At 72.6% G+C, this 18,935-nt stretch carries 19 protein-coding genes; 9 read left to right on the top strand and 10 right to left on the bottom strand.

Going from position 1 to position 18,935, the window contains the following annotated elements; translation table 11 throughout:
* Positions 1–131: 131 nt before the first annotated feature.
* The 4 genes from ACFQ9Z_RS26325 to ACFQ9Z_RS26310 form a co-directional block, all read right to left on the bottom strand.
* A complete protein-coding gene (locus ACFQ9Z_RS26325; RefSeq protein WP_383023360.1) occupies positions 132–2,027 on the bottom strand; it encodes a TerD family protein in 1,896 nt (631 codons plus the stop codon).
* A gap of 58 nt (positions 2,028–2,085) precedes the next feature.
* Positions 2,086–2,664 carry a TerD family protein gene (locus ACFQ9Z_RS26320; RefSeq protein ID WP_383023355.1) on the bottom strand — a complete coding sequence of 193 codons (579 nt, stop codon included), beginning with the start codon at positions 2,662–2,664 and terminating at the stop codon, positions 2,086–2,088.
* A gap of 182 nt (positions 2,665–2,846) precedes the next feature.
* Positions 2,847–4,994, bottom strand: a complete 2,148-nt coding sequence (uvrB, locus tag ACFQ9Z_RS26315) for an excinuclease ABC subunit UvrB (RefSeq protein WP_383023352.1) — start codon at positions 4,992–4,994, stop codon at positions 2,847–2,849.
* A 40-nt stretch (positions 4,995–5,034) separates the two neighbouring features.
* Positions 5,035–5,913: an MHYT domain-containing protein gene (locus tag ACFQ9Z_RS26310; protein ID WP_383023348.1), complete on the bottom strand. Its 879-nt coding sequence runs from the start codon at positions 5,911–5,913 to the stop codon at positions 5,035–5,037.
* A gap of 280 nt (positions 5,914–6,193) precedes the next feature.
* Between ACFQ9Z_RS26310 and ACFQ9Z_RS26305 the strand changes: the two genes are divergently transcribed.
* Complete coding sequence (locus ACFQ9Z_RS26305) at positions 6,194–7,063, top strand: glycerophosphodiester phosphodiesterase (RefSeq protein ID WP_383023345.1); 870 nt, start codon at positions 6,194–6,196, stop codon at positions 7,061–7,063.
* A 54-nt stretch (positions 7,064–7,117) separates the two neighbouring features.
* On the top strand, positions 7,118–7,672 hold the full coding sequence (locus ACFQ9Z_RS26300; protein WP_383023340.1) for a methylated-DNA--[protein]-cysteine S-methyltransferase: 555 nt from the start codon (positions 7,118–7,120) through the stop codon (positions 7,670–7,672).
* A gap of 14 nt (positions 7,673–7,686) precedes the next feature.
* Here ACFQ9Z_RS26300 and ACFQ9Z_RS26295 read toward each other — a convergent pair whose 3' ends face one another.
* Positions 7,687–8,115 (bottom strand): VOC family protein, encoded by a 429-nt coding sequence (locus tag ACFQ9Z_RS26295; protein WP_383023337.1) that lies wholly within the window; start codon positions 8,113–8,115, stop codon positions 7,687–7,689.
* Positions 8,116–8,214: 99 nt separating this feature from the next.
* On the opposite strand from ACFQ9Z_RS26295, the gene ACFQ9Z_RS26290 reads away from it, so the two are divergent.
* Together ACFQ9Z_RS26290 and ACFQ9Z_RS26285 are read left to right on the top strand one after the other, a co-directional pair.
* Positions 8,215–9,123, top strand: coding sequence for a pseudouridine-5'-phosphate glycosidase (locus tag ACFQ9Z_RS26290; protein WP_383023334.1), 909 nt, complete (start codon positions 8,215–8,217; stop codon positions 9,121–9,123).
* Positions 9,120–10,091 carry a carbohydrate kinase family protein gene (locus ACFQ9Z_RS26285; RefSeq protein WP_383023331.1) on the top strand — a complete coding sequence of 324 codons (972 nt, stop codon included), beginning with the start codon at positions 9,120–9,122 and terminating at the stop codon, positions 10,089–10,091. The genes ACFQ9Z_RS26290 and ACFQ9Z_RS26285 overlap by 4 nt, the downstream gene beginning before the upstream one ends.
* Positions 10,092–10,192: 101 nt before the next feature.
* Here ACFQ9Z_RS26285 and ACFQ9Z_RS26280 read toward each other — a convergent pair whose 3' ends face one another.
* Positions 10,193–10,990 carry a methyltransferase gene (locus ACFQ9Z_RS26280; protein ID WP_383023326.1) on the bottom strand — a complete coding sequence of 266 codons (798 nt, stop codon included), beginning with the start codon at positions 10,988–10,990 and terminating at the stop codon, positions 10,193–10,195.
* A 175-nt stretch (positions 10,991–11,165) separates the two neighbouring features.
* On the opposite strand from ACFQ9Z_RS26280, the gene ACFQ9Z_RS26275 reads away from it, so the two are divergent.
* A complete protein-coding gene (locus ACFQ9Z_RS26275) occupies positions 11,166–12,293 on the top strand; it encodes a magnesium and cobalt transport protein CorA (protein ID WP_383023322.1) in 1,128 nt (375 codons plus the stop codon).
* Between the two features lie 66 nt (positions 12,294–12,359).
* Here ACFQ9Z_RS26275 and ACFQ9Z_RS26270 read toward each other — a convergent pair whose 3' ends face one another.
* Positions 12,360–13,004, bottom strand: a complete 645-nt coding sequence (locus ACFQ9Z_RS26270) for a uridine kinase (protein WP_383023319.1) — start codon at positions 13,002–13,004, stop codon at positions 12,360–12,362.
* A gap of 68 nt (positions 13,005–13,072) precedes the next feature.
* Here ACFQ9Z_RS26270 and ACFQ9Z_RS26265 point away from each other — a divergent pair, with 68 nt between their 5' ends.
* Entirely contained in the window at positions 13,073–13,765 is a 693-nt protein-coding gene (locus ACFQ9Z_RS26265; protein WP_383023316.1) for a DUF2293 domain-containing protein, read from the top strand.
* A gap of 250 nt (positions 13,766–14,015) precedes the next feature.
* The gene (locus tag ACFQ9Z_RS26260; protein WP_383023313.1) at positions 14,016–15,503 is read left to right on the top strand and encodes a glutamate synthase subunit beta; all 1,488 of its coding nucleotides are present in this window, start codon (positions 14,016–14,018) and stop codon (positions 15,501–15,503) included.
* A gap of 36 nt (positions 15,504–15,539) precedes the next feature.
* Here the strand turns inward: ACFQ9Z_RS26260 and ACFQ9Z_RS26255 are convergent, their stop codons facing one another.
* The 3 genes from ACFQ9Z_RS26255 to ACFQ9Z_RS26245 all read right to left on the bottom strand — a co-directional run bounded on the left by ACFQ9Z_RS26255 (position 15,540) and on the right by ACFQ9Z_RS26245 (position 17,553).
* A complete protein-coding gene (locus tag ACFQ9Z_RS26255; RefSeq protein WP_383023310.1) occupies positions 15,540–16,349 on the bottom strand; it encodes an SAM-dependent methyltransferase in 810 nt (269 codons plus the stop codon).
* Positions 16,350–16,437: 88 nt separating this feature from the next.
* Positions 16,438–16,692 (bottom strand): DUF397 domain-containing protein, encoded by a 255-nt coding sequence (locus tag ACFQ9Z_RS26250; RefSeq protein ID WP_383023307.1) that lies wholly within the window; start codon positions 16,690–16,692, stop codon positions 16,438–16,440.
* The gene (locus ACFQ9Z_RS26245) at positions 16,693–17,553 is read right to left on the bottom strand and encodes a helix-turn-helix domain-containing protein (protein WP_383023304.1); all 861 of its coding nucleotides are present in this window, start codon (positions 17,551–17,553) and stop codon (positions 16,693–16,695) included.
* Positions 17,554–17,771: 218 nt separating this feature from the next.
* Here ACFQ9Z_RS26245 and ACFQ9Z_RS26240 point away from each other — a divergent pair, with 218 nt between their 5' ends.
* Together ACFQ9Z_RS26240 and ACFQ9Z_RS26235 are read left to right on the top strand one after the other, a co-directional pair.
* Positions 17,772–18,449: an ATP-binding protein gene (locus tag ACFQ9Z_RS26240; RefSeq protein WP_383023300.1), complete on the top strand. Its 678-nt coding sequence runs from the start codon at positions 17,772–17,774 to the stop codon at positions 18,447–18,449.
* Positions 18,446–18,886: a hypothetical protein gene (locus ACFQ9Z_RS26235; RefSeq protein WP_383023296.1), complete on the top strand. Its 441-nt coding sequence runs from the start codon at positions 18,446–18,448 to the stop codon at positions 18,884–18,886. The genes ACFQ9Z_RS26240 and ACFQ9Z_RS26235 overlap by 4 nt, the downstream gene beginning before the upstream one ends.
* Positions 18,887–18,935: the final 49 nt, after the last annotated feature.

Here is an 18,935-nt window from a genome sequence, read left to right as displayed (position 1 = left end):
TAACGGTCCGTACTGACGGGTGCGCCGCAGTCAGGGAGTACTCCCCTCCGCACGGAAAACAGTACCCCAATCACCAAGGAAAGGTAAAGCGATTAGTAAAAGAAGTGCCAAGTTCGCTGGCCAGAAGCGCTTTACTTACGCTTGGTACGGGCCGCCGTCACCTCGGTGAGCACCTGCTGGAGGATCCCGCTGCCGGGCGGCACGAGCGAGGGCTCGAACGTCCAGGTGTGTCCCACCCAGGGGTCGGCGAGGTGGTCGTCAGGCACGGGGGTGAGTCGCAGGAGCGAACGCCACAGCGGGTCGAGCAACGGACCGTAGGCCGCCGCGTCCTCGCGGTCCGCGACCATCAGCAGGTGGACACCGACGGCCGGCCCCTCGTCGGCGAGGTAGCGCAACTGGTTCACCGCCCGGTCGTCGAAGCCGTGCGGGAAGTCGTTGACGATCAGCAGTTGCCGGGCTGTGTCGAAGTCGGGCGGAAGTGACTCCTCCGCGCCGCCGCGGAGCGCCATCTGCACCAGGTCGACCCGTCCGGTGAGCCGGCCGAGGACGTCCGCCACGCCCGCTGCGCCGGCCACGGATGGCACCGTGACGGCTCCGGTCCGGGTCAGCGGCAGGAGCGCCTGGGCCCCCGAACCGGCCGGGTCGAGGACCTGGACGGTGAACTCCCCCGCCGGATGGACGGCGAGCAGCCGGACGGCGAGGGCCACCGCGGCGTCCATGGCGAGCCGGCGCGTGTCCGCCGAGTCCAGGAAGACCTCATCGGGTCCGGGCGCGGGACCGCTGTCGATCCACAGGCCGCGTTCCAGCGGAAGCCTGGCCAGCAGCGGTATGCGCAGCGGGGCGCTCTCCGGGAGGTGGAGGTCGCCGAGCCGCAGTGCCATCGGGGGCGCGGCCGGCACCCGGTAGCCGTGCCAGACGGGGTTGTCCCAGCGGGCACAGGCGGGCGGGAGCGCCGGTTCGACCACCTCGGACTCCGCGGTGAGCTGCGCGAGGTCGCGGTCGAACGCGATCCGGGCCTGGTCGACGAGCTGCGCGTACCGGGTCTGTGCCGCCTCCCGCGCGGCGTCCCCCGCCGCGCCCAGGCGGACACGGGGGTCGGCGAGGGCCTGGTCCAGTTCCTTCTCCAGCCGGGAGTCCGCGAAGTCGACGGCGCTGCGGTACGCGGCCGTCGCGCGGGCCAGGTCCTCGAACATGGCCCAGACCTGGTTGTACAACCGTTCGTCCATCGACCAGCCCACCGCGTCGCCCGCGACGGGCCGCGGCGGCTGCCCGTCGGAGGCGGCGGAAGGCGCGGCCCGCGGCGCGGCGGGCGGCGGAGCCGTGGGCCGACGGCGTCCGGGGTGGGTGTAGTCGATCGGGCCGCCCGGCGCCGGCGCACCGGCCGGGTCGTGGCTGCCGCGCGCCGCGGCCGTCCGGGGCTGCCCCGGACCGGAGGGTCCGGACGTGTCCGGCGGCGGCGCCGGTACCGCCCGCGCCAGGCTCCGGGCCACCGCCTCCTGGACCTCGGAGGCCAGTGCCACGGCCGAGGGCAGGCCCTGGTCGGCGAGGAGGGCGGCGAGGCCGCCGGCGTAGCCCTGGCCCACCGCGCGCACCTTCCAGACGCCCTGCCGCCGGTACAGCTCCAGGGCGACCACGGCCGACTCGGCGTCCAGGCCGGTCAGCGCGAAGCGGACGATCTCTGTGCCGTCGAGACCGGTGACCGCCGCTTTCGGGGCGGCCACCGCGCCGAACCTGAGCGGTCCTCCCGGCCGCTCAGGCAGGGCGAGCAGCACGGTGACCCGGTGCACCGCCTCCGGCAGCGCGGCGAGGTCGACGGCCAGCCGGTGGTCGGCGGCCGCCTGCGTGGACACCTCGATCCCCGGCAGCGTGGGGGCGCCTGGATGGGCCACCCCGCCGGCGCCGTGCACGGTGCCGTGCTCGTCGCCGAGCGTGGCAGCCGCGAGAACCGGCGATCCGGCCGAGATCCGGATCTCCAGCCGGACCTGGGACAGCGGGTGGTTCTGCCCACGCACCAGCTCGGCCGTCATCGCCGTCGCCCCCCTGTGGTCGTGATGTCGTGCGCGCCGCGTCGCGTCCGGCGGCGGTCTACAGGTGCGGCATGATCGCCGGCATCAGGTCCTGGAAGGTGCGGCCCTTGGCCGGCTCGCCCAGGGCGGTCATCGTCCATCCCGAGCCGGACCGGTGCACCTTCGCCATGATCTGCGCGGTGTACTCGCCGCCGCCCGCCAGCGTGTAGCGGGCGAGTTCCTGGCCGGTGGTCTCGTCCACGAGGCGGCAGAAGGCGTTCTGCACCTCCTGGAAGGTCTGGCCCGTGAAGGAGTTCACGGTGAAGACGATCTGGTCGACGTGGACCGGGACACGCTGCAGGTCGACCAGGATCGCCTCGTCGTCGCCGCCCTGGCCCGCACCGCCGACGAGGTTGTCGCCCGTGTGCCGCACGGAGCCGTCGTCGCTCACCAGGTGCCGGAAGAAGACGACGTCGACCGGCTGCTTGTCCGCGAACAGCACCGCGGAGGCGTCGAGGTCGATCTCCCGCGTGCGCGAGCCGAAGAGGCCGCGGCGGGGCGCCGCCTGCCAGCCGAGACCCATGCGGACCGCGCTCAGGCTGGCCCCGTCCTTCTTCTCCAGGCTGATGGCCTGACCCTTGGACAAGTTGACGGTCACGGCTGATTCCCCTCTCGTGTTCCCCGGTTGCCGCGCGCTGCGCGGTTGCCAGAACCCTACGCAGCGGCACTGACAGTGCCGAACCCCGGCTCGCGCTTTGTGTCGGTGTTGCAACACTTGGCGCGTATGCCGAGGTCCGGCACCACTGGAGAGTCGGGGGCGGCGGTCTCGCAGGGCCTGCCCTAGGCGATCCCGGCCTCGCGCATCTGCCGCAGCTCCTTCTTCATCTCGGATACCTCGTCGCGCAACCGGGCGGCGATCTCGAACTGGAGCTCGGCGGCGGCGGCGCGCATGCGCTCCGTCATCTCCTCGATCTGCTCGGCGAGTTCGGCCGCCGGACGGTCCGTGGGCACCGCCTTGCCCTTGGCGGACTTGGCGCCCTTGCCCGCCTTCGCGCCCCTGGCCGCCTTGTCGCCGAGCGCGGGGACGGGAGCCTTGGCGCCCTTGCCGTCCTTCAGCTTGCGGTAGCCGGAGCCGAGCAGCTGCTCGGTGTCGACGTCCTCGCGGGCGATCTGCGCGACGATGTCGTTGATCTTCTTGCGCAGCGGCTGCGGGTCGATGCCGTTGGCCTTGTTGTAGGCGACCTGCTTCTCCCGGCGCCGGTTGGTCTCCTCGATGGCCTTCTCCATCGCCGGGGTGATCTTGTCCGCGTACATGTGGACCTGGCCGGAGACGTTGCGCGCCGCGCGGCCGATGGTCTGGATCAGCGAGGTGCCTGAGCGCAGGAAGCCCTCCTTGTCCGCGTCGAGGATGGCCACCAGGGACACCTCGGGCAGGTCGAGGCCCTCACGCAGCAGGTTGATGCCGACCAGCACGTCGAACTCGCCGGAGCGCAGCTCGCGCAGCAGCTCGACGCGGCGCAGGGTGTCGACGTCGCTGTGCAGGTAGCGCACCTGGATGCCGAGTTCCAGGAAGTAGTCGGTGAGGTCCTCGGCCATCTTCTTGGTGAGGGTGGTGACCAGGACGCGCTCGTCCTTCTCGGTGCGCTTGCGGATCTCGTGCACCAGGTCGTCGATCTGCCCCTCGGTGGGCTTGACCACGACCTCCGGGTCGACCAGGCCGGTCGGGCGGATGATCTGCTCCACGACCCCGTCCCCGCGGGACAGCTCGTAGGCGCCCGGGGTCGCGGACAGGTAGACGGTCTGCCCGATGCGCTCCTGGAACTCCTCCCACTTCAGGGGCCGGTTGTCCAGGGCGGAGGGCAGCCGGAAGCCGTGGTCGACCAGGGTGCGCTTGCGGGAGGCGTCGCCCTCGTACATGGCGCCGATCTGGGGGACCGTCACGTGCGACTCGTCGATGACGAGCAGGAAGTCGTCCGGGAAGTAGTCCAGCAGGGTGTTCGGCGGTGAGCCGGGCGAGCGGCCGTCGAAGTGCATCGAGTAGTTCTCCACACCGGAGCAGGTGCCGATCTGGCGGAGCATCTCGAGGTCGTACGTGGTGCGCATCCGCAGGCGCTGCGCCTCCAGGAGCTTGCCCTGCTTCTCCAGCTCGGCCAGGCGCTCCCCCAGCTCCTTCTCGATGTCGTTGACGGCCCGCTCCATGCGCTCGGGTCCGGCGACGTAGTGGGAGGCCGGGAAGACGTAGAGCTGCCGGTCGTCGCCGATGATCTCGCCGGTGATCGGGTGCAGCGTGGACAGCGCCTCGATCTCGTCGCCGAACATCTCGATGCGGACGGCCAGCTCCTCGTAGACCGGGAAGATCTCGATCGTGTCGCCGCGGACCCGGAAGGTGCCCCGGGAGAAGGCCATGTCGTTGCGGGTGTACTGGATGTCGACGAAGCGGCGCAGCAGCTCGTCGCGGTCGATCTCGTCGCCGACCCGGAGGGGGACCATCCGGTCCACGTACTCCTGCGGGGTGCCGAGACCGTAGATGCAGGACACCGAGGCGACCACCACGACGTCGCGGCGGGTGAGCAGCGAGTTCGTCGCCGAGTGACGCAGCCGCTCGACCTCCTCGTTGATCGAGGAGTCCTTCTCGATGTAGGTGTCCGACTGCGGGACGTAGGCCTCGGGCTGGTAGTAGTCGTAGTACGAGACGAAGTACTCGACCGCGTTGTTGGGCAGGAGTTCGCGGAACTCGTTGGCCAGCTGCGCGGCCAGCGTCTTGTTAGGCGCCATCACCAGGGTGGGGCGCTGGAGCTTCTCGATCATCCACGCGGTGGTGGCGGACTTGCCGGTGCCGGTCGCGCCCAGCAGGACGACGTCCTTCTCGCCGGCCTCGATGCGCTTGGCCAGGTCGGCGATGGCCGCCGGCTGGTCGCCGCTCGGCTGGTAGGGGCTGACGACCTCGATGGGCGCCACGGTGCGTTCGATGTGGGAGACGGGCCGCATGCCATCAACCGTACGACCACCCACTGACAACCGGTCGCGGTCAGCGGTTCTGCGGGGTCCTGGAGACGTGGTGCCGCAGGGGTCCGGCCGGCCGGCGGCCGGGGTGGAGCTGTGAGTGCCGGGCCAGGTGGGAGGCGACGGCGGCGGCCGGCACGCCCGGCTTGTCCTCGACGGAGGCCTGGTCCGGCCGGCCCATGACCATCAGCGGGTCGAACATCATGACGACCCCGGCGAGCAGCAGGAAGGCGAGCGGGCCGATCATCATGGGCACCAGCACCGAGACCGACGGACCGCCTTCGGCACCTGCGGAGGCGCTGTGCAGGTGGACGCGCAGGGCTGCCATGCCGGTGTAGTGCATGCCGGTGACGGCGAGCCCCATCACCAGGCTCGCGCCGACGCTCCACAGCAGGCCCCGCACGCGTCCGGCCGCCCACAGGGCGGCGGTGGCGGCCACGACCGCGATGAGGACGGAGGCCGCCACGGTGGCCGTGCTGTAGGTGAACCGCCCGTCGAAACGCATGCCCGCCATCCCGAGGTAGTGCATCGAGGCGACGCCCAGACCGGTGATCGTGCCACCGGTGAACACGGCGGTACCGGTGGCTCCCCGGTGGCCGACGATGAACAGCCCGACGCCCACCATCACGATGGCGAGTCCCAGGCTCGCGTAGGTGATGGGCTGGTCGTAGTGGATGGCCGCCCCCTCGATGCGGAACCCCAGCATCGCGACGAAGTGCATGGTCCAGATGCCGGAACCGATCACGGCCGAGCCGAGGGCCAGCCAGGCGCGGCGCCGGGAGTGCGGGACCAGCAGGGCGCGGGTGGTGCAGCGTAGTCCGAGCGCACCGCCCAGGCAGGCCATCACAAAGGCCACCAGCGGGGTGACGACCCCGTAGCTGTAATCGTCGACCGTGCCCTGCATCCGCGGCAGCCCTTCCGCCCTGTTGCGTCCCGGATATCTGAAGTACGCCCCCGTCCCGAGACCGCGCGGGCGGTCAGGGTTGACGCAGAGAGTATGACCCGAACCGGAATGGTCGAACGATTTTCCGGCAAAGAAACACGCCCCTGCCGCAGATGTGCGGCACCCGTGAGCGGGGCCGGCCGCCCGCGTTCATGGTGTGGCCGTCCTGCGCCCAGGTGCCGTTGACTCGGTGCTGTCACTCTGGTGCTGTCGGTATCCGCACGACGCGAGGAGTCCGCCCATGCACGCGCGCGCAGTGGCCGCCACCGCCACCACGATCCTGGGGGCGGCAGCCCTGCTGGCCCCCACGTCCGACGCCCGGGCGGGCGAGGCGGCCGGCCCCGTGGTGGTCGCCCACCGCGGTGCCTCGGCCTACGCCCCCGAGAACACCCTGGCGTCCATCGACAAGGCGGCCGGCCTGGGATTCACCTGGGTCGAGAACGACGTCCAGCGCACCAAGGACGGCGAGCTGGTCGTGATCCACGACGACAGCCTGCGGCGCACCACCAACGCCGAGAAGGTCTTCCCCGGCCGGGCGCCCTGGAAGGTGAAGGACTTCACCGCCGCGGAGATCGCCCGGCTGGACGCGGGCAGCTGGTTCTCCGCCGCGTACGCGGGCACGCGCGTGCCGACCCTGAAGCAGTACATGCGCCGGGTGGACCACAATCACGAGAAGCTGCTCCTGGAGATCAAGAACCCCGAGCTGTACCCGGGGATCGAGCGGCAGACGCTGAAGCTGCTCGGCAACGAGGGCTGGCTGGACCGGGCGCACCTCGGCCGGCTGGTCGTGCAGAGCTTCAGCGCGGACAGCGTGCGCACGGTGCACGAGCTGAAGCCGGCGCTCACCACCGCCTACCTCGGCAGGCCGTCCGTGGCGCAGCTGCAGCGGTACGCGCGCTTCACCGACCTGATCAATCCCTCGTACGGGTCGATCTCCACGAGCTACGTGGCCGCCGTGCACACCTTCGACGGGCCGCACGACCGGCCGCTCGGGGTGTACGCCTGGACGGTGGACGACGCGGCCACGGCCCGGAAGGTCGCGGGCTACGGCGTCGACGGCGTCATCACGAACAAGCCCGACGTGGTCCGGGCGGCACTGGACGCGAACTGAGCGGGGGCCGCCGCGCGGGGGGGCGTTGTCAGTGCCGGGTCGTACGGTGACGGCATGGACAGTCATGGGCAGGACGGGCAGCGGGTCGTGTGGACCGTCGTGGACACCCGCATCGGCCCGCTGATGCTGGCGGCGACCGGCGAGGGGCTGGTCAACGTCGTCTTCCACGCCACAGAAGGGGTGCGTGAGCGGGCCCTGGAGCGGCTGGCCGCCCGGATGGGCGCCCAGCCCGTCGAGGACCCGCGTTCGCCGCTGCTGGAGGAGGCGATACGGCAGCTCGGGGCTTACCTCGCGGGTACTCGGCACGATTTCGACCTGCCCCTGGACTGGTCGCTGATCTCCGGCTTCAACCGGCAGGTGCTGCGCGAACTGGCCTCCTCCGTGCCGTACGGCACGGTGGTCGGCTACGGGGATCTGGCCGGGCGGGTCGGGCAGCCCGGCGGCGCGCAGGCGGTGGGCGCCGCCATGGGCGCCAATCCGCTGCCGGTCGTCGTGCCGTGCCACCGAGTGGTGGAGAGCGGCGGCGGGATCGGCGGCTTCGGGGGCGGCCTGGAGACCAAGCGGAAGCTGCTCGCCCTGGAGGGCGTGCTGCCCGAACCGCTGTTCTGACGGTGTCCGGGGGGCTATCCGTAGTGCCGGACCTCGATGACGTTGCCGTCGGGATCCTGGAAGTAGAAGCTGCGCGTGGCCTCGCCGCGGGCGCCGAAGGAGCCGTACCCGATGTCGGTCAGCGGGACGGACCGCTCGTCCAGACGGGCGCGCAGGGCGTCGAAGCCGGCGGACGGCAGGGACAGGCAGACGTGGTTGACGGGGTGGCCGGCGCTGTCGGCGGCACCGGGGAGCATCTTCATGCGCTCCGCGAAGGACCGCGGGGCGAGGTCGAGGATCGTCTCCTCGTTGACGCGTACGGAGGGGAACGACACCTTTCCCTCGCCGTACTCGGCGACTCGCAGGGGCTCCAGTCCGACGGTGCTCTCGTAGAAGGCGGCGGCCGCCACGGGGTCGGCGACCCACAGGACGACGTGGTCGAGACGCGCGGTGTGGTCGGTCATGCGGCCCAGGCTGGTGGTGTCCCCGACAGACCGCAAGCGTTTATCCGGGTGCGGCGCCCGCCAGGGATGAGAGGGGACCGACGGACAGGAGGCGGGCACGTGGTGCTGGTGGTGTCGGAAGAGGTCCGGGACGCGCTCGACGCACGGCGGCCGGTGGTCGCCCTGGAGTCCACGATCATCGCGCACGGACTGCCGCGTCCCCGCAATCTACGGGTGGCGCTGGAGCTGGAGGACGTGGTCCGGGAGACGGGTGCCGTCCCCGCGACCGTCGCCGTGCTGGACGGGAAGCCCCATGTCGGCCTCGGCAAGGAGCAGTTGGAACGGGTCGCGAACGAGGACGGCATCCGCAAGCTGGGCCACCGCGACCTGCCCCTGGCCGTGGCGGCGGGGGCGAGCGGGGCGACCACGGTGTCGGCCACGGCGCAGCTCGCGGCACTGGCAGGCGTCCGCGTGTTCGCCACGGGCGGGCTGGGCGGGGTGCACCGGGAGTGGACGGTGACGCAGGACGAGTCGGCCGACCTGGGTCTGCTGGCCCGGACCAGGATCACCGTGGTGTGCGCGGGCGTGAAGTCGATCCTCGACGTGCCGGCGACCCTGCAGCGGCTGGAGACGCTGGGCGTGGCCGTCGCCGGGTACCGCACCGGCCGGTTCCCCGGCTTCTATCTGTCCGACTCCGGGCATCCGGTCGACTGGACGCTCGAGAGCCCGCAGGAGGTCGCGCGGGTCATGCGGGCGCAGGACGCGCTCGACGCGCCGGACTCCGCGCTGATCGTCTCGAACCCCGTCCCGCGGGAGCAGCAGCTCGATCCCGAACTGCACGCGCGCGTGCTCGCCGAGGCACTGCGCGCCTGCGAGGAGGCCGGGGTGACCGGGCAGGGCGTCACACCGTTCCTGCTCGACCACCTGGTGCGGCACACGGACGGGGCCTCGCTGAGCGCCAACCTCGCGGCGGTGCGCGGCAACGTCCGCCTGGCGGCGCGGATCGCCACGGCGTGGGCCGAGGGGTGAGCTCCGTCGGGGACCGGGCCCTGCCGAACGCGGGCGGTGGTGCGGCGTTGCTGGTCGTCGGGGACGTCGTCACCGATGTCGTCGCGCGGCACCGGGGGCCGTTGGCGGCCGGCACCGACACGGCCGCCGCGATCCGGGCCCTGCCGGGCGGGGCGGGGGCCAACGTGGCGTGCTGGGCGGCGCACGCGGGCTGTGCGGAGGTGCGGCTGCTGGGCAGGGTGGGTGCGGACGCGGCGCGCTGGCACGAGCGGGAACTGGCGGCGGCCGGGGTGCGGCCCCGGCTGGTGGTCGACGGGGAGGCGGCGACCGGAACGGTGATCTGTCTCGTCGACGGCGGCGCCTCGGCCGAGCGCACGTTCCTCACGGACAGCGGGGCGTCGCTGCGGCTCGAACCCGCCGACTGGTCCGACGCGCTGCTCGACGGGGTCGCCCGGCTGCACCTGTCGGGCTACCTGCTGTTCTCGGAACGGAGCCGGGAGCTCGCCGGGGTGGCCCTCGCGGCGGCACGCGCGCGTGGCGTCCCGGTCAGTCTGGATCCGGCGTCGGCCGGTTTCCTCGTGCGTTTCGGCGTGGACCGCTTCCTGGCCTTCGCGGCGGGTCTCGATGTGCTGCTGCCCAGCCGTGACGAGGTGTGCCTGCTGACGGGGCTGTCCGAACCCGGTGACGCGGCCGCCGAGTTGAGCCGGCTGGTCCCGCTGGTGGTCGCCAAGTCGGGTGCGGCCGGGGCGCTGGTGGCGCGTTCCGGGACCGTGATGGCCCGGGTTCCGGCCGCACCGGCCGATCCGGTGGACACGACCGGCGCCGGCGACGCCTTCACCGGCGCGTTCCTGGCCGCCCTGCTCGCGGGCGCCACTGCCGAGGAGGCGGCCGCGAAGGGCTGCGGGGCAGGCGCGCTGGCGGTGCGGCAGGTGGGCGGCAGACCGCCGCACCGGGGCGCCGGCGGGACCTGGCTGACCGAGGGCTCCTAGGATCGCCCCGGGATGGGACATGCGGTGCCGCGCCTCGCCACGTCGGGCCGGCATCCATGTCCCCGGCATCGGCAGCGGTGGTCACCGCGGACCGCAGTGCGCTAGCCGCCCTTGCGTCCCCACGCGGAGATCATGGGTGCGGTGGCCAGGTCCATGCCGCCGGCGCGCACGTTGGCCAGGTGGCGGTCGATCTCCTCGTCGGTGGCGAGGCCCGCGGCCACCAGCCGGCCACGGATCTGGCGGACCGTGGCGGACTCCAGGGCGGTGCAGGCGGGCGAGGCCACGGGGAAAAAGGCGTCGGCCTCCACCTCGTGCAGTCCGGCCTCACGGAGCAGGCGGGGCAGCCTGCGGCCGTACGAGAGGTCGGCGCCGCGGTCGGCGAGCAGGCTGCGGAACCCGTGCCGCAGGCGGTTGGCGAGCCGCTGCTCGGGGCCGTGCTCGTCGGGGCAGAGCAGCGGCTGGAGGGCCGGGTCGGCGTCCTCGATCAGCAGCCGTCCCCCGGGCCGCAGCGCCTCGATCATGGACCGCAACGCCCTGTCGCGGTCCGGGACATGGACGAGCACCAGCCGGGCGTGCACCAGGTCGAAGCCCTCGCCCGGCGGCTCCTGCGCGCCCACGTCGTGGACGCGCACCTCGACCGTGGGCCCGGCCGCGGCGGCGAGCCGGGAGGTGTCGATGTCGGTGGCGACGACCTTGCCGGTGGGGCCGGCCCGCTCGGCGAGCCACGACACCACGGACGTCCCGCCCGCACCGACCTCCCAGCACCGCGCTCCCGGCCCGACGCCGAGGGCTTCGAGGTGCCGGAACGTCGTCGGATCGAAGAGGGAGGCGAAGGCGTGGAAGCGCTCCTCCGCCTCGTCCTGCCGGTTGTCCAGGAGATATCCGTCGGATGATGTCATGCCGCGAGCATCGCACTCGGCGGGGCGGACACCCCGGAACGGGCGCCGTCCACAGGCGGGAACAAAGCGGAATTGACCGTTCCCACAGGCCCGCCCGGACTTTCCGCGGGGCTGGCACACTTGCCGGGCAGGACGCGAAGGTGTCGTGCGAGGAGATCCACCCGAGGAGATCCAGATGTCCATGGCAGGGAACCTGCGGAAGGTCACGGGACTGGGCAGGGCCGGCGGGCTGCGCAAGGTGGCGCGGCTGGCGAGGCGGCGGCCGCGCGTGGACCTGAGCCACCCGGCCCGGTCACCCCTCGGTTCGTCGGTGGTGAACTGCGTGACATACCAGGACGGGGTCCGGGTTCCGGGGTGCTCCGACCTGGTGGATGCCGTGGCCAGGGTGCGCAGGAGCGGCGAGGGGTTCGTGTGGCTGGGGCTGCACGAACCGACGGACGGCGAGTTCGCCGACGTCGCCCGGCTCTTCGACCTGCATCCGCTGGCGGTGGAGGACGCGGTGGAAGCCCATCAGCGCCCGAAGCTGGAGCGGTACGCGGAGACTCTGTTCGCCGTGTTCAAGACCGTCTGCTACGTGGAGCACGAGCAGTTGACGGCGACCAGCGAGGTGGTCGGCACCGGCGAGATCATGGTGTTCGTAGGCGAGGACTTCGTCATCACGGTACGGCACGGCAGGCACGGGTCACTGGGGCCGTTGCGCGAGGAGCTGGAGGCGGATCCGGAGCAGCTCGCCAAGGGGCCGGCGGCGGTGCTGCACGCGATCGCCGACCATGTCGTCGACGAGTATCTGAGCGTCACGGACGCGGTGCAGGCCGACGTGGAGCAGGTAGAGACGGATGTGTTCTCCGAGGGCGGCGCGCGGGCCGACCCGGGGCGCATCTACCAGCTCAAGCGTGAACTGCTGGAGCTGAAGCGCGCGGTGGTGCCGCTCGGGCGTCCGGTGGAGGATCTGGCGACCCGGCCGATACGGGTGGTCGCACCGGAGATACAGGCGTACTTCAGGGACGTGTCCGACCACTTGATGCGGGCCAAGGACCAGATAGCCGCCTTCGACGAACTGCTCAACTCGATCCTGCAGGCGCACCTGGCGCAGGTGACGGTCGCGCAGAACGAGGACATGCGGAAGATCACGGCCTGGGCGGCGGTGGTCGCCGTGCCGACGATGGTGTGCGGGGTCTACGGCATGAACTTCAAGTACATGCCGGAGCTGCACTGGCGTCTCGGATATCCGCTGGTCATGGGTATGACGGCGATGGCCTGTCTCGCGCTGTACCGGGGTTTCCGGCGCAACGGCTGGCTCTGACCCAGCACGCCGGCCCGGCGGGCGGGGGGGGCGCGGCCGGCCGGGGAGGTCTGCCGGGCGGGCGGTTCAGCCGATCGCCCGGCCGTTCCAGGCGGGATGCCTGGGGTCGTCGGCGCGCACGAGGACGTCGGCCGCGTCGGCGGGGGCGGCCTCCGCCGTGTAGCGCTCGAAGGCGGGAAGGGTCCAGTGGTCGGGCTCCGGGGTGCGGCGGCGCAGGGCGGCCGGGGAGAGGAGGAGGTGGACGCTCAGGTCGAACGGGAACCAGTGGCGCAGCAGGAGGGGGCCGTGCAGCAACAGGACGCCGCCGGGCGGGAGCCGGACGTACGGACTGCGGGTGGCGCGGTCGGTGACCGGGTCCCACAGGTCGGGCAGGACGCGGCCGCTGCCGCCGGGGTCGAGCGGGCCGAACACCTCCCGCCACAGGGCGCCGGTGTCGAACCAGCCGCTGTAGTACGACTCGGCGTCCCGCCGGCCGTGCTCCAGCCGGAGGGAGGCGGGGCGCAGGAAGCCCTCCGCACCGACGACCAGCGCGGGCCGCCCGCGCACGCGCAGTGCTTGCGCGACGCGGTCGGCGAGGTCCCCCGGGCGGGCGGCGGGCGCTCCGTCGAAGGCGGCGCGCGGCCAGGCGCCGCCGTCGGCCGGCTCCAGCTCGAGCAGCCGGTCGGCCAGCAGCTCGGCGAGCCGGTCCCAGGTGATCGCTTCCAGTCGCACATGCCCATGATGCCGGGTGCGTGCGGGCGGTGCGGGAGCGGTGGGCCGGGACGGGGAAGGAAATGCCCATGACGGCTTCCGCAACTCCGCTCCCGTCGGGCGGGCTTGTCGTGGTCCAGCCCTCGCGGCGCAAGCACTGTGCGGGTTGCCGGCGTGGCCCGCTGTCGCTGCTCGTGCTGGAGGACGGTGCGCCGCGCTGTCTGGACTGCGCCGACCTCGCGCACCTGGTCCTGCTGCAGCGCGGGGACACGGCGCTGACCCGCAGAGCGCGGGAGGAGAGCGTGCTGTGGGCGGTGGTGGTGCGGTTCAACCGGCGCCGGGGCCGTTACGAACGGCAGGGTCTGCTCGTGGAGGAGCCGGCGCTGGCCCGGGCCGAGGCACGCTGCCTGACGGACGCGGAGGCACGACGCCGGCGGCGGGCCAGGGACGCCCGGCGCAGGGCGGCGGAGGACGAACGGTTCGCGGCGGCGTTCGCCTCGGAGATCGGGCGCCTGTTTCCCGCCTGCCCGGCCGAGCGGGCCCGGGCGATCGCGGCGCACGCGTCGGCGCGGGGCAGCGGGCGGGTCGGGCGGAGCGCGGCCGGCCGTGCGCTGACCGAGGGGGCGGTGACCTCGGCGGTCGTGGCCGCCGTACGGCATGTGGACACTCCCTACGACCAGCTCCTTATGAACGGAGTGCCGAGGTACGAGGCGCGCCGGCGAATCGCGCCGGCCGTGGCCGGGGTGCTGCGGGGGTGGGCTCAGGCCGCCGACGCCGGCTGAGGGGCCGGGGGCCGGGCCCGTGTCCGCGCCGGGGGTCGCAGCGGGCGGCAGGCTCTCCGCTGGGAAGCCCGCCGCGTCGGGGGCCGCAGCGGGGCGGCAGGATCTCCGCCGGGGAGGTCCGAGAAGGCGCTGTCCGCCGCACTGCGCGGTTGCGGGCGCGGACGTATCGTGGCCCCGGAGGAGTGCCGCCGGTGACGCACGGCCCGTCGTACAGCCCGTACCCCGGTACACGTACGCGAGGAACACGACCATGGCCGATCCCAAGGGGTTCATGACCACGCCGCGGCAGGAGTGGCCGCGGCGGCCCGTCGAGGAACGGGTCCGGGACTGGGACGAGGTGTACGTCCCGGGCGCGCTGCTGCCCATCATCAGCAAGCAGGCGGACCGCTGCATGGACTGCGGCGTCCCGTTCTGCCACCAGGCCTGTCCGCTGGGCAACCTCATCCCCGAGTGGAACGACCTGGTCGCCCGGGAGGACTGGCGCGCGGCGAGCGACCGGCTGCACGCGACGAACAACTTCCCCGAGTTCACCGGCCGGCTGTGCCCGGCGCCCTGTGAGGCGGGGTGTGTGCTCGCGATCAACCAGCCGGCGGTCACCATCAAGAACGTCGAGTGCGCGATCGCCGACCGGGCCTGGGAGGAGGGCTTCACCCCGCCGCGGCCTCCGGAGCGGCTGTCCGGCCGGACCGTCGCGGTGATCGGGTCCGGGCCGACGGGGCTCGCCGCGGCCCAGCAGTTGACCCGGGCCGGCCACACCGTCGCGGTGTACGAGAAGGACGACCGGCTCGGGGGGCTGATGCGCTACGGCATCCCCGAGTTCAAGATGGAGAAGCGCCACCTGGAGCGGCGGCTGGAGCAGATGCGGGCCGAGGGGACGAAGTTCCGCACGTCGACGGCGGTCGGGCGGGACGTACCGGCGGCCGAGCTGCGCACGCGGTACGACGCGGTGGTGCTCGCCACGGGTGCGACGGCGTGGCGGGAACTGCCGGTGCCGGGACGGGAGCTGCACGGGATACACCAGGCGATGCAGTACCTGCCGCTGGCCAACCGGGTGTGCGAGGGGGACCTGGCGCTCTCGCCGCTGTCCGCGGCCGGGAAGCACGTGGTGATCGTGGGTGGCGGGGACACCGGCGCCGACTGCCTGGGCACCGCGGTGCGTGAGGGCGCCGCGTCCGTGAGCCAGCTCGACATCTACGCGCAGCCGGGCGCCGAGCGCGACGAGGACACCGAGCCCTGGCCGACGTATCCGAAGATCTACCGGTTGTCCCCCGCGCACCAGGAGGCGGGAGCCCTGCGGACGGCTCCTGCGGCGGACGCCGACGCGCGGCTGTTCGCGGCGTCCACGCTCCGCTTCGACGGGGACGACGACGGCCACGTCCGGTCGCTGCAGCTGGTCGAAGTCGACGAGCGGCGGGAGTCGGTGCCGGGCACCGGACGCGCCCTGCCCGCCGACCTCGTGCTGCTCGCCCTCGGCTTCTCCGGGCCCGACCGGGAGGACGGGCTCGTCGAGCAGCTGGGGCTCACCATGCGGCCGCGCGGCACGATCGCCCGGGACGAGGGCTTCGCCACCAACATCCCCGGTGTCTTCGCCGCCGGGGACGCGGCGCGCGGGCAGTCGCTCATCGTGTGGGCGATAGCCGAGGGCCGGGCGGTGGCGGCGGCCGTCGACCGGTATCTGACCGGTGAGTCACGCCTGCCCGCGCCGATATCGGCGTACGACCGGCCGATGACCGCGTAGCCGCACGCGCCCGCCCGTCACCGGCGGCCGGCGGGCCTATCGCTTGCGTGCCACCGCCCCGTACCCCGGGATCACCCCGTCGTCCTGGCCGGGCACCGGCTCGCCCAGCTCGGGGTGCCACTGGTGCACGATCTCGACGCCCGGCTCGACCAGATCGAGGCCGTCGAAGAAACGGGCGAACTCCTCGCGGGAGCGCAGGGCCAGGGTGACGCCGGCCGCCTTGAGCTTCTCGGTGGCGGCCTCCGACTCCTGCGGGGTGAAGTCGGAGGTGGCGTGGGTCATCGTCAGGTAGCTGCCCGAAGGCAGTTCGGCCAGCAGGCGGGCCACCAGCTCGTGCGCGCCGTCCTCGTCGGAGACGAAGTGCAGCAGGGCGACGAGGGAGAGCGCCACCGGCCGGCCGAAGTCCAGGATCCGCCGGGCGCCGTCGACGATCGCCGCCGGATCGCGCACGTCGGCCTGCAGATACTCGGTCGCGCCCTGGGGCGTGCCGCGCAGCAGGGCCGCCGCATGGGCCAGCACGATCGGGTCGTTGTCGCAGTAGACGACGCGGGCGTCGGGCGCGACCCGCTGGGCGACCTGGTGCAGGTTCGGTTCGGTGGGGATGCCGGTGCCGATGTCCAGGAACTGGCGGACGCCCTGCTGGACCAGCCAGGTCGTGGCCCGGTGCATGAAGGCCCGGTTGACCCTGGCCATCACCGGGACCCGGGGGTCGAGGGCCAGCATCTGCCGGCCCATCTGCTCGTCGACGGGGTAGTTGTCCTTGCCGCCGAGGTACCAGTCGTACATCCGCGCGGTATGCGGCCTGCTGGTGTCGATCTGGACGGCCGTCGGGTCCTGCCCTGTCATGCGGCGCTCCGTAAACGTCTGACGCGTCGGGGAATCAAGTCGAGCTCACCATAGGGAAGTTGAGTGAAAAACAATTATCAGCAGCGGTTCAGGAGAGGAGGAAGTCGGCCACCCCCGCCTTGGCGCCCTCGATGAAGGCGGTCATCTCGTCCGAGGTGTAGATCAGCGCGGGCCCGTCCGGGTCGGTCGACTGGCGTACGGCGATGCGGCCGTCGGCGAGCTTCATCGCCTCCAGGCAGTTGCCGCCGTTGCCGCCGCTCCAGGGCTTGTGCCACCCCTCGCTGCCCAACTCCCGCGCGGGCATGCCGTTGTAGACGCCACTGCGCGGCATCATGCGATCCATTCACAGCTCCTCGCGGAGATCCAGGAGGATCTCCTTCGTGCGTTGTGCGGTGGCGGCCTGCGCCGCCATGCGGTCCATGACCTCGAGGTGGGTCGCCACCTCGGAGCGCGCGTCCAGGTAGACCGCGCCGGTCAGGTACTCGCTGTAGACCATGTCCGGAAGTTCGGGCACGGCGAACCGGAAGATCACGAAGGGCCCGTACGTCCCCGGGTGCGGCCCGTTGGCGAACGGGGCGACCTGCAGCGTCACGTTGGGCAGCTTCGTGACCTCGAGCAACTTGTCGATCTGCGCGCGCATCACCTCGGGACCGCCGACCTGCCGACGCAGGGCGGTCTCGTCCGTCACCGCCCAGAAACGGGGGGCGTCGGGGCGGGTGAGCAGGTTCTGGCGCTGCATGCGCAGCGCGACATGGCGCTCGATGTCGTCGGGGCTGGTCTGGCCGATGGCGCCCGACTTCAGAACGCCGCGCGCGTAGTCCTCGGTCTGCAGCAGACCGGGGACGAAGTGCGGCTCGTAGGAGCGGATGAGGGCGGCCGCGCCTTCGAGGCTGACGTACATCGAGAACCAGCCCGGGAGGATGTCGTGGAACCGCTGCCACCACCCCGGCCGGTTGGCCTCCTCGGCGAGCTGGACGAAGAGTTCGGCCTCGTCGTCGGGAACGCCGTAGGCCTTCAGCAGCAGTTGCAGGTACGGGATCTTGAGGGCGACCTCGGCCATCTCCATCCGGCGGATGGTGGCGGGGGCGACACGCAGGACGCGGGCGGCCTCCTCGCGCTTCAGACCCGCGCGTTCCCGCAGATCGAGCAGGCGTCTGCCGAGGACCACCTGGCCCACGGTCGGCGCGGACCGCGGTTCGCTCACGCTCCACCTCCGACACGACGTCCGCCACGGCAAAAGATTCCCGACAGCCCTGCGGCGCCGTTCGAAGACTCGTTCGAGGATCCGCTGGATCGCCGACGGTCCCAATTGGCGCCGCACGAAATGTCGTTGCGAGCAGTGTGCCACGCCCGCCGACCCAGTCACACAGCACTCTGCATTTTTCAGAGTGACACTTGCCAAGTGTTCACGCCGAGGAGATAGTGGCAAGCGTGATTCCGTCCGCGCCCTTAGGAACAGACGCCGCCGCAGCCCCCCTGCGGCCCGGCGCCCACGGGGGTTCCCCCGCTCGGGCAGGCTCGAGCGCGGGTGGGGCGGCGACCCGTGACGGGGACGCCGCCGGCCGCCGGTTCCGCTTCGAACTGGCCGCGCACCCGGGATCCCCCGCCCAGGCCAGACGCCTGGCGCGGGCCCGGCTGACCGGCTGGTCGGTGTGCGAGGACACCTGCGACACCGCGGCCCTCGTCGTATCCGAGCTGGTCACCAACGCCATCGTGCACACCGCGAGCAGCCGGGTCGTGTGCGAGCTGCACGACCACGACGACACGGTGCGCATAGCCGTGCACGACGAGGGCTGCGCACCCGGCGAGCCCCATACCTCACCGCAGCGGCCCGACGAGGAGCACGGGCGGGGACTGCTCCTCGTGGACGCGCTCTGCCGCGCCTGGGGCGCTCAGGAGCACGGGCCCGGTCTGCTGGTCTGGGCCGAGCTGGCCCGTCAGACCGACGCGGCCCGCGACGCCGGCGAAGCGCGCAACGACCTGGGCTGGGGCACCCGCCCCAAGCCCGGCGGCCCGCAGCCCGGCCCCGGTGACGAGGAGGAAGCTCAGGCCCGGCACCGGGCTCCGGCGCAGCAGCGCCGGACGTGGGAGCACCTGTGAGCGGCGCCGACGCTTGCCGCCGCCGGCTCGGCCTGGACACCCTGGTCCGGCTCGGACGCCACCGGCACACGCCGGTCCCGGTCCCGGCCCAGGTCCGCCGCCCGGCGGTCCCCGAGGGCATGACGGCCCCGCTCGGCTGTGACGCCGTGGCCGTACCGGACCGGCTCGGACCCCTGATCGTGCCGCGGCTGCCCCGGGTGGGCTGCGTGTACGCCGACGGAACGCACTGGTGGTGGATCGTCCCGTCGGACTCCGACTACGCCCTGCCCTGGCCCGCCCCCGCCCACTACGCCCCCGGCGCCCCCGTCCCCGGCACCGCGCGCCTGATCAACCGCCCCGAGGGGACGGTCCCGTACACCCCGCCGATCCCGCTGTACCTGGCCCTGTGCCGGGTGACCGGCACCACCCCGGACTGGTCCCGGGCCGTATCCGCCTGACACGACCCTCGGCACTCCCGGGGAGCCACCGGCCGGAGGCGACCGCTAC

Origin of the sequence: Streptomyces sp. NPDC056580 (assembly GCF_042793175.1) — a bacterium.
Lineage (GTDB): Bacteria > Actinomycetota > Actinomycetes > Streptomycetales > Streptomycetaceae > Streptomyces.
Note: the sequence above shows the minus strand (reverse complement) of the source record. Positions and strands in the feature narration are given on the sequence as shown.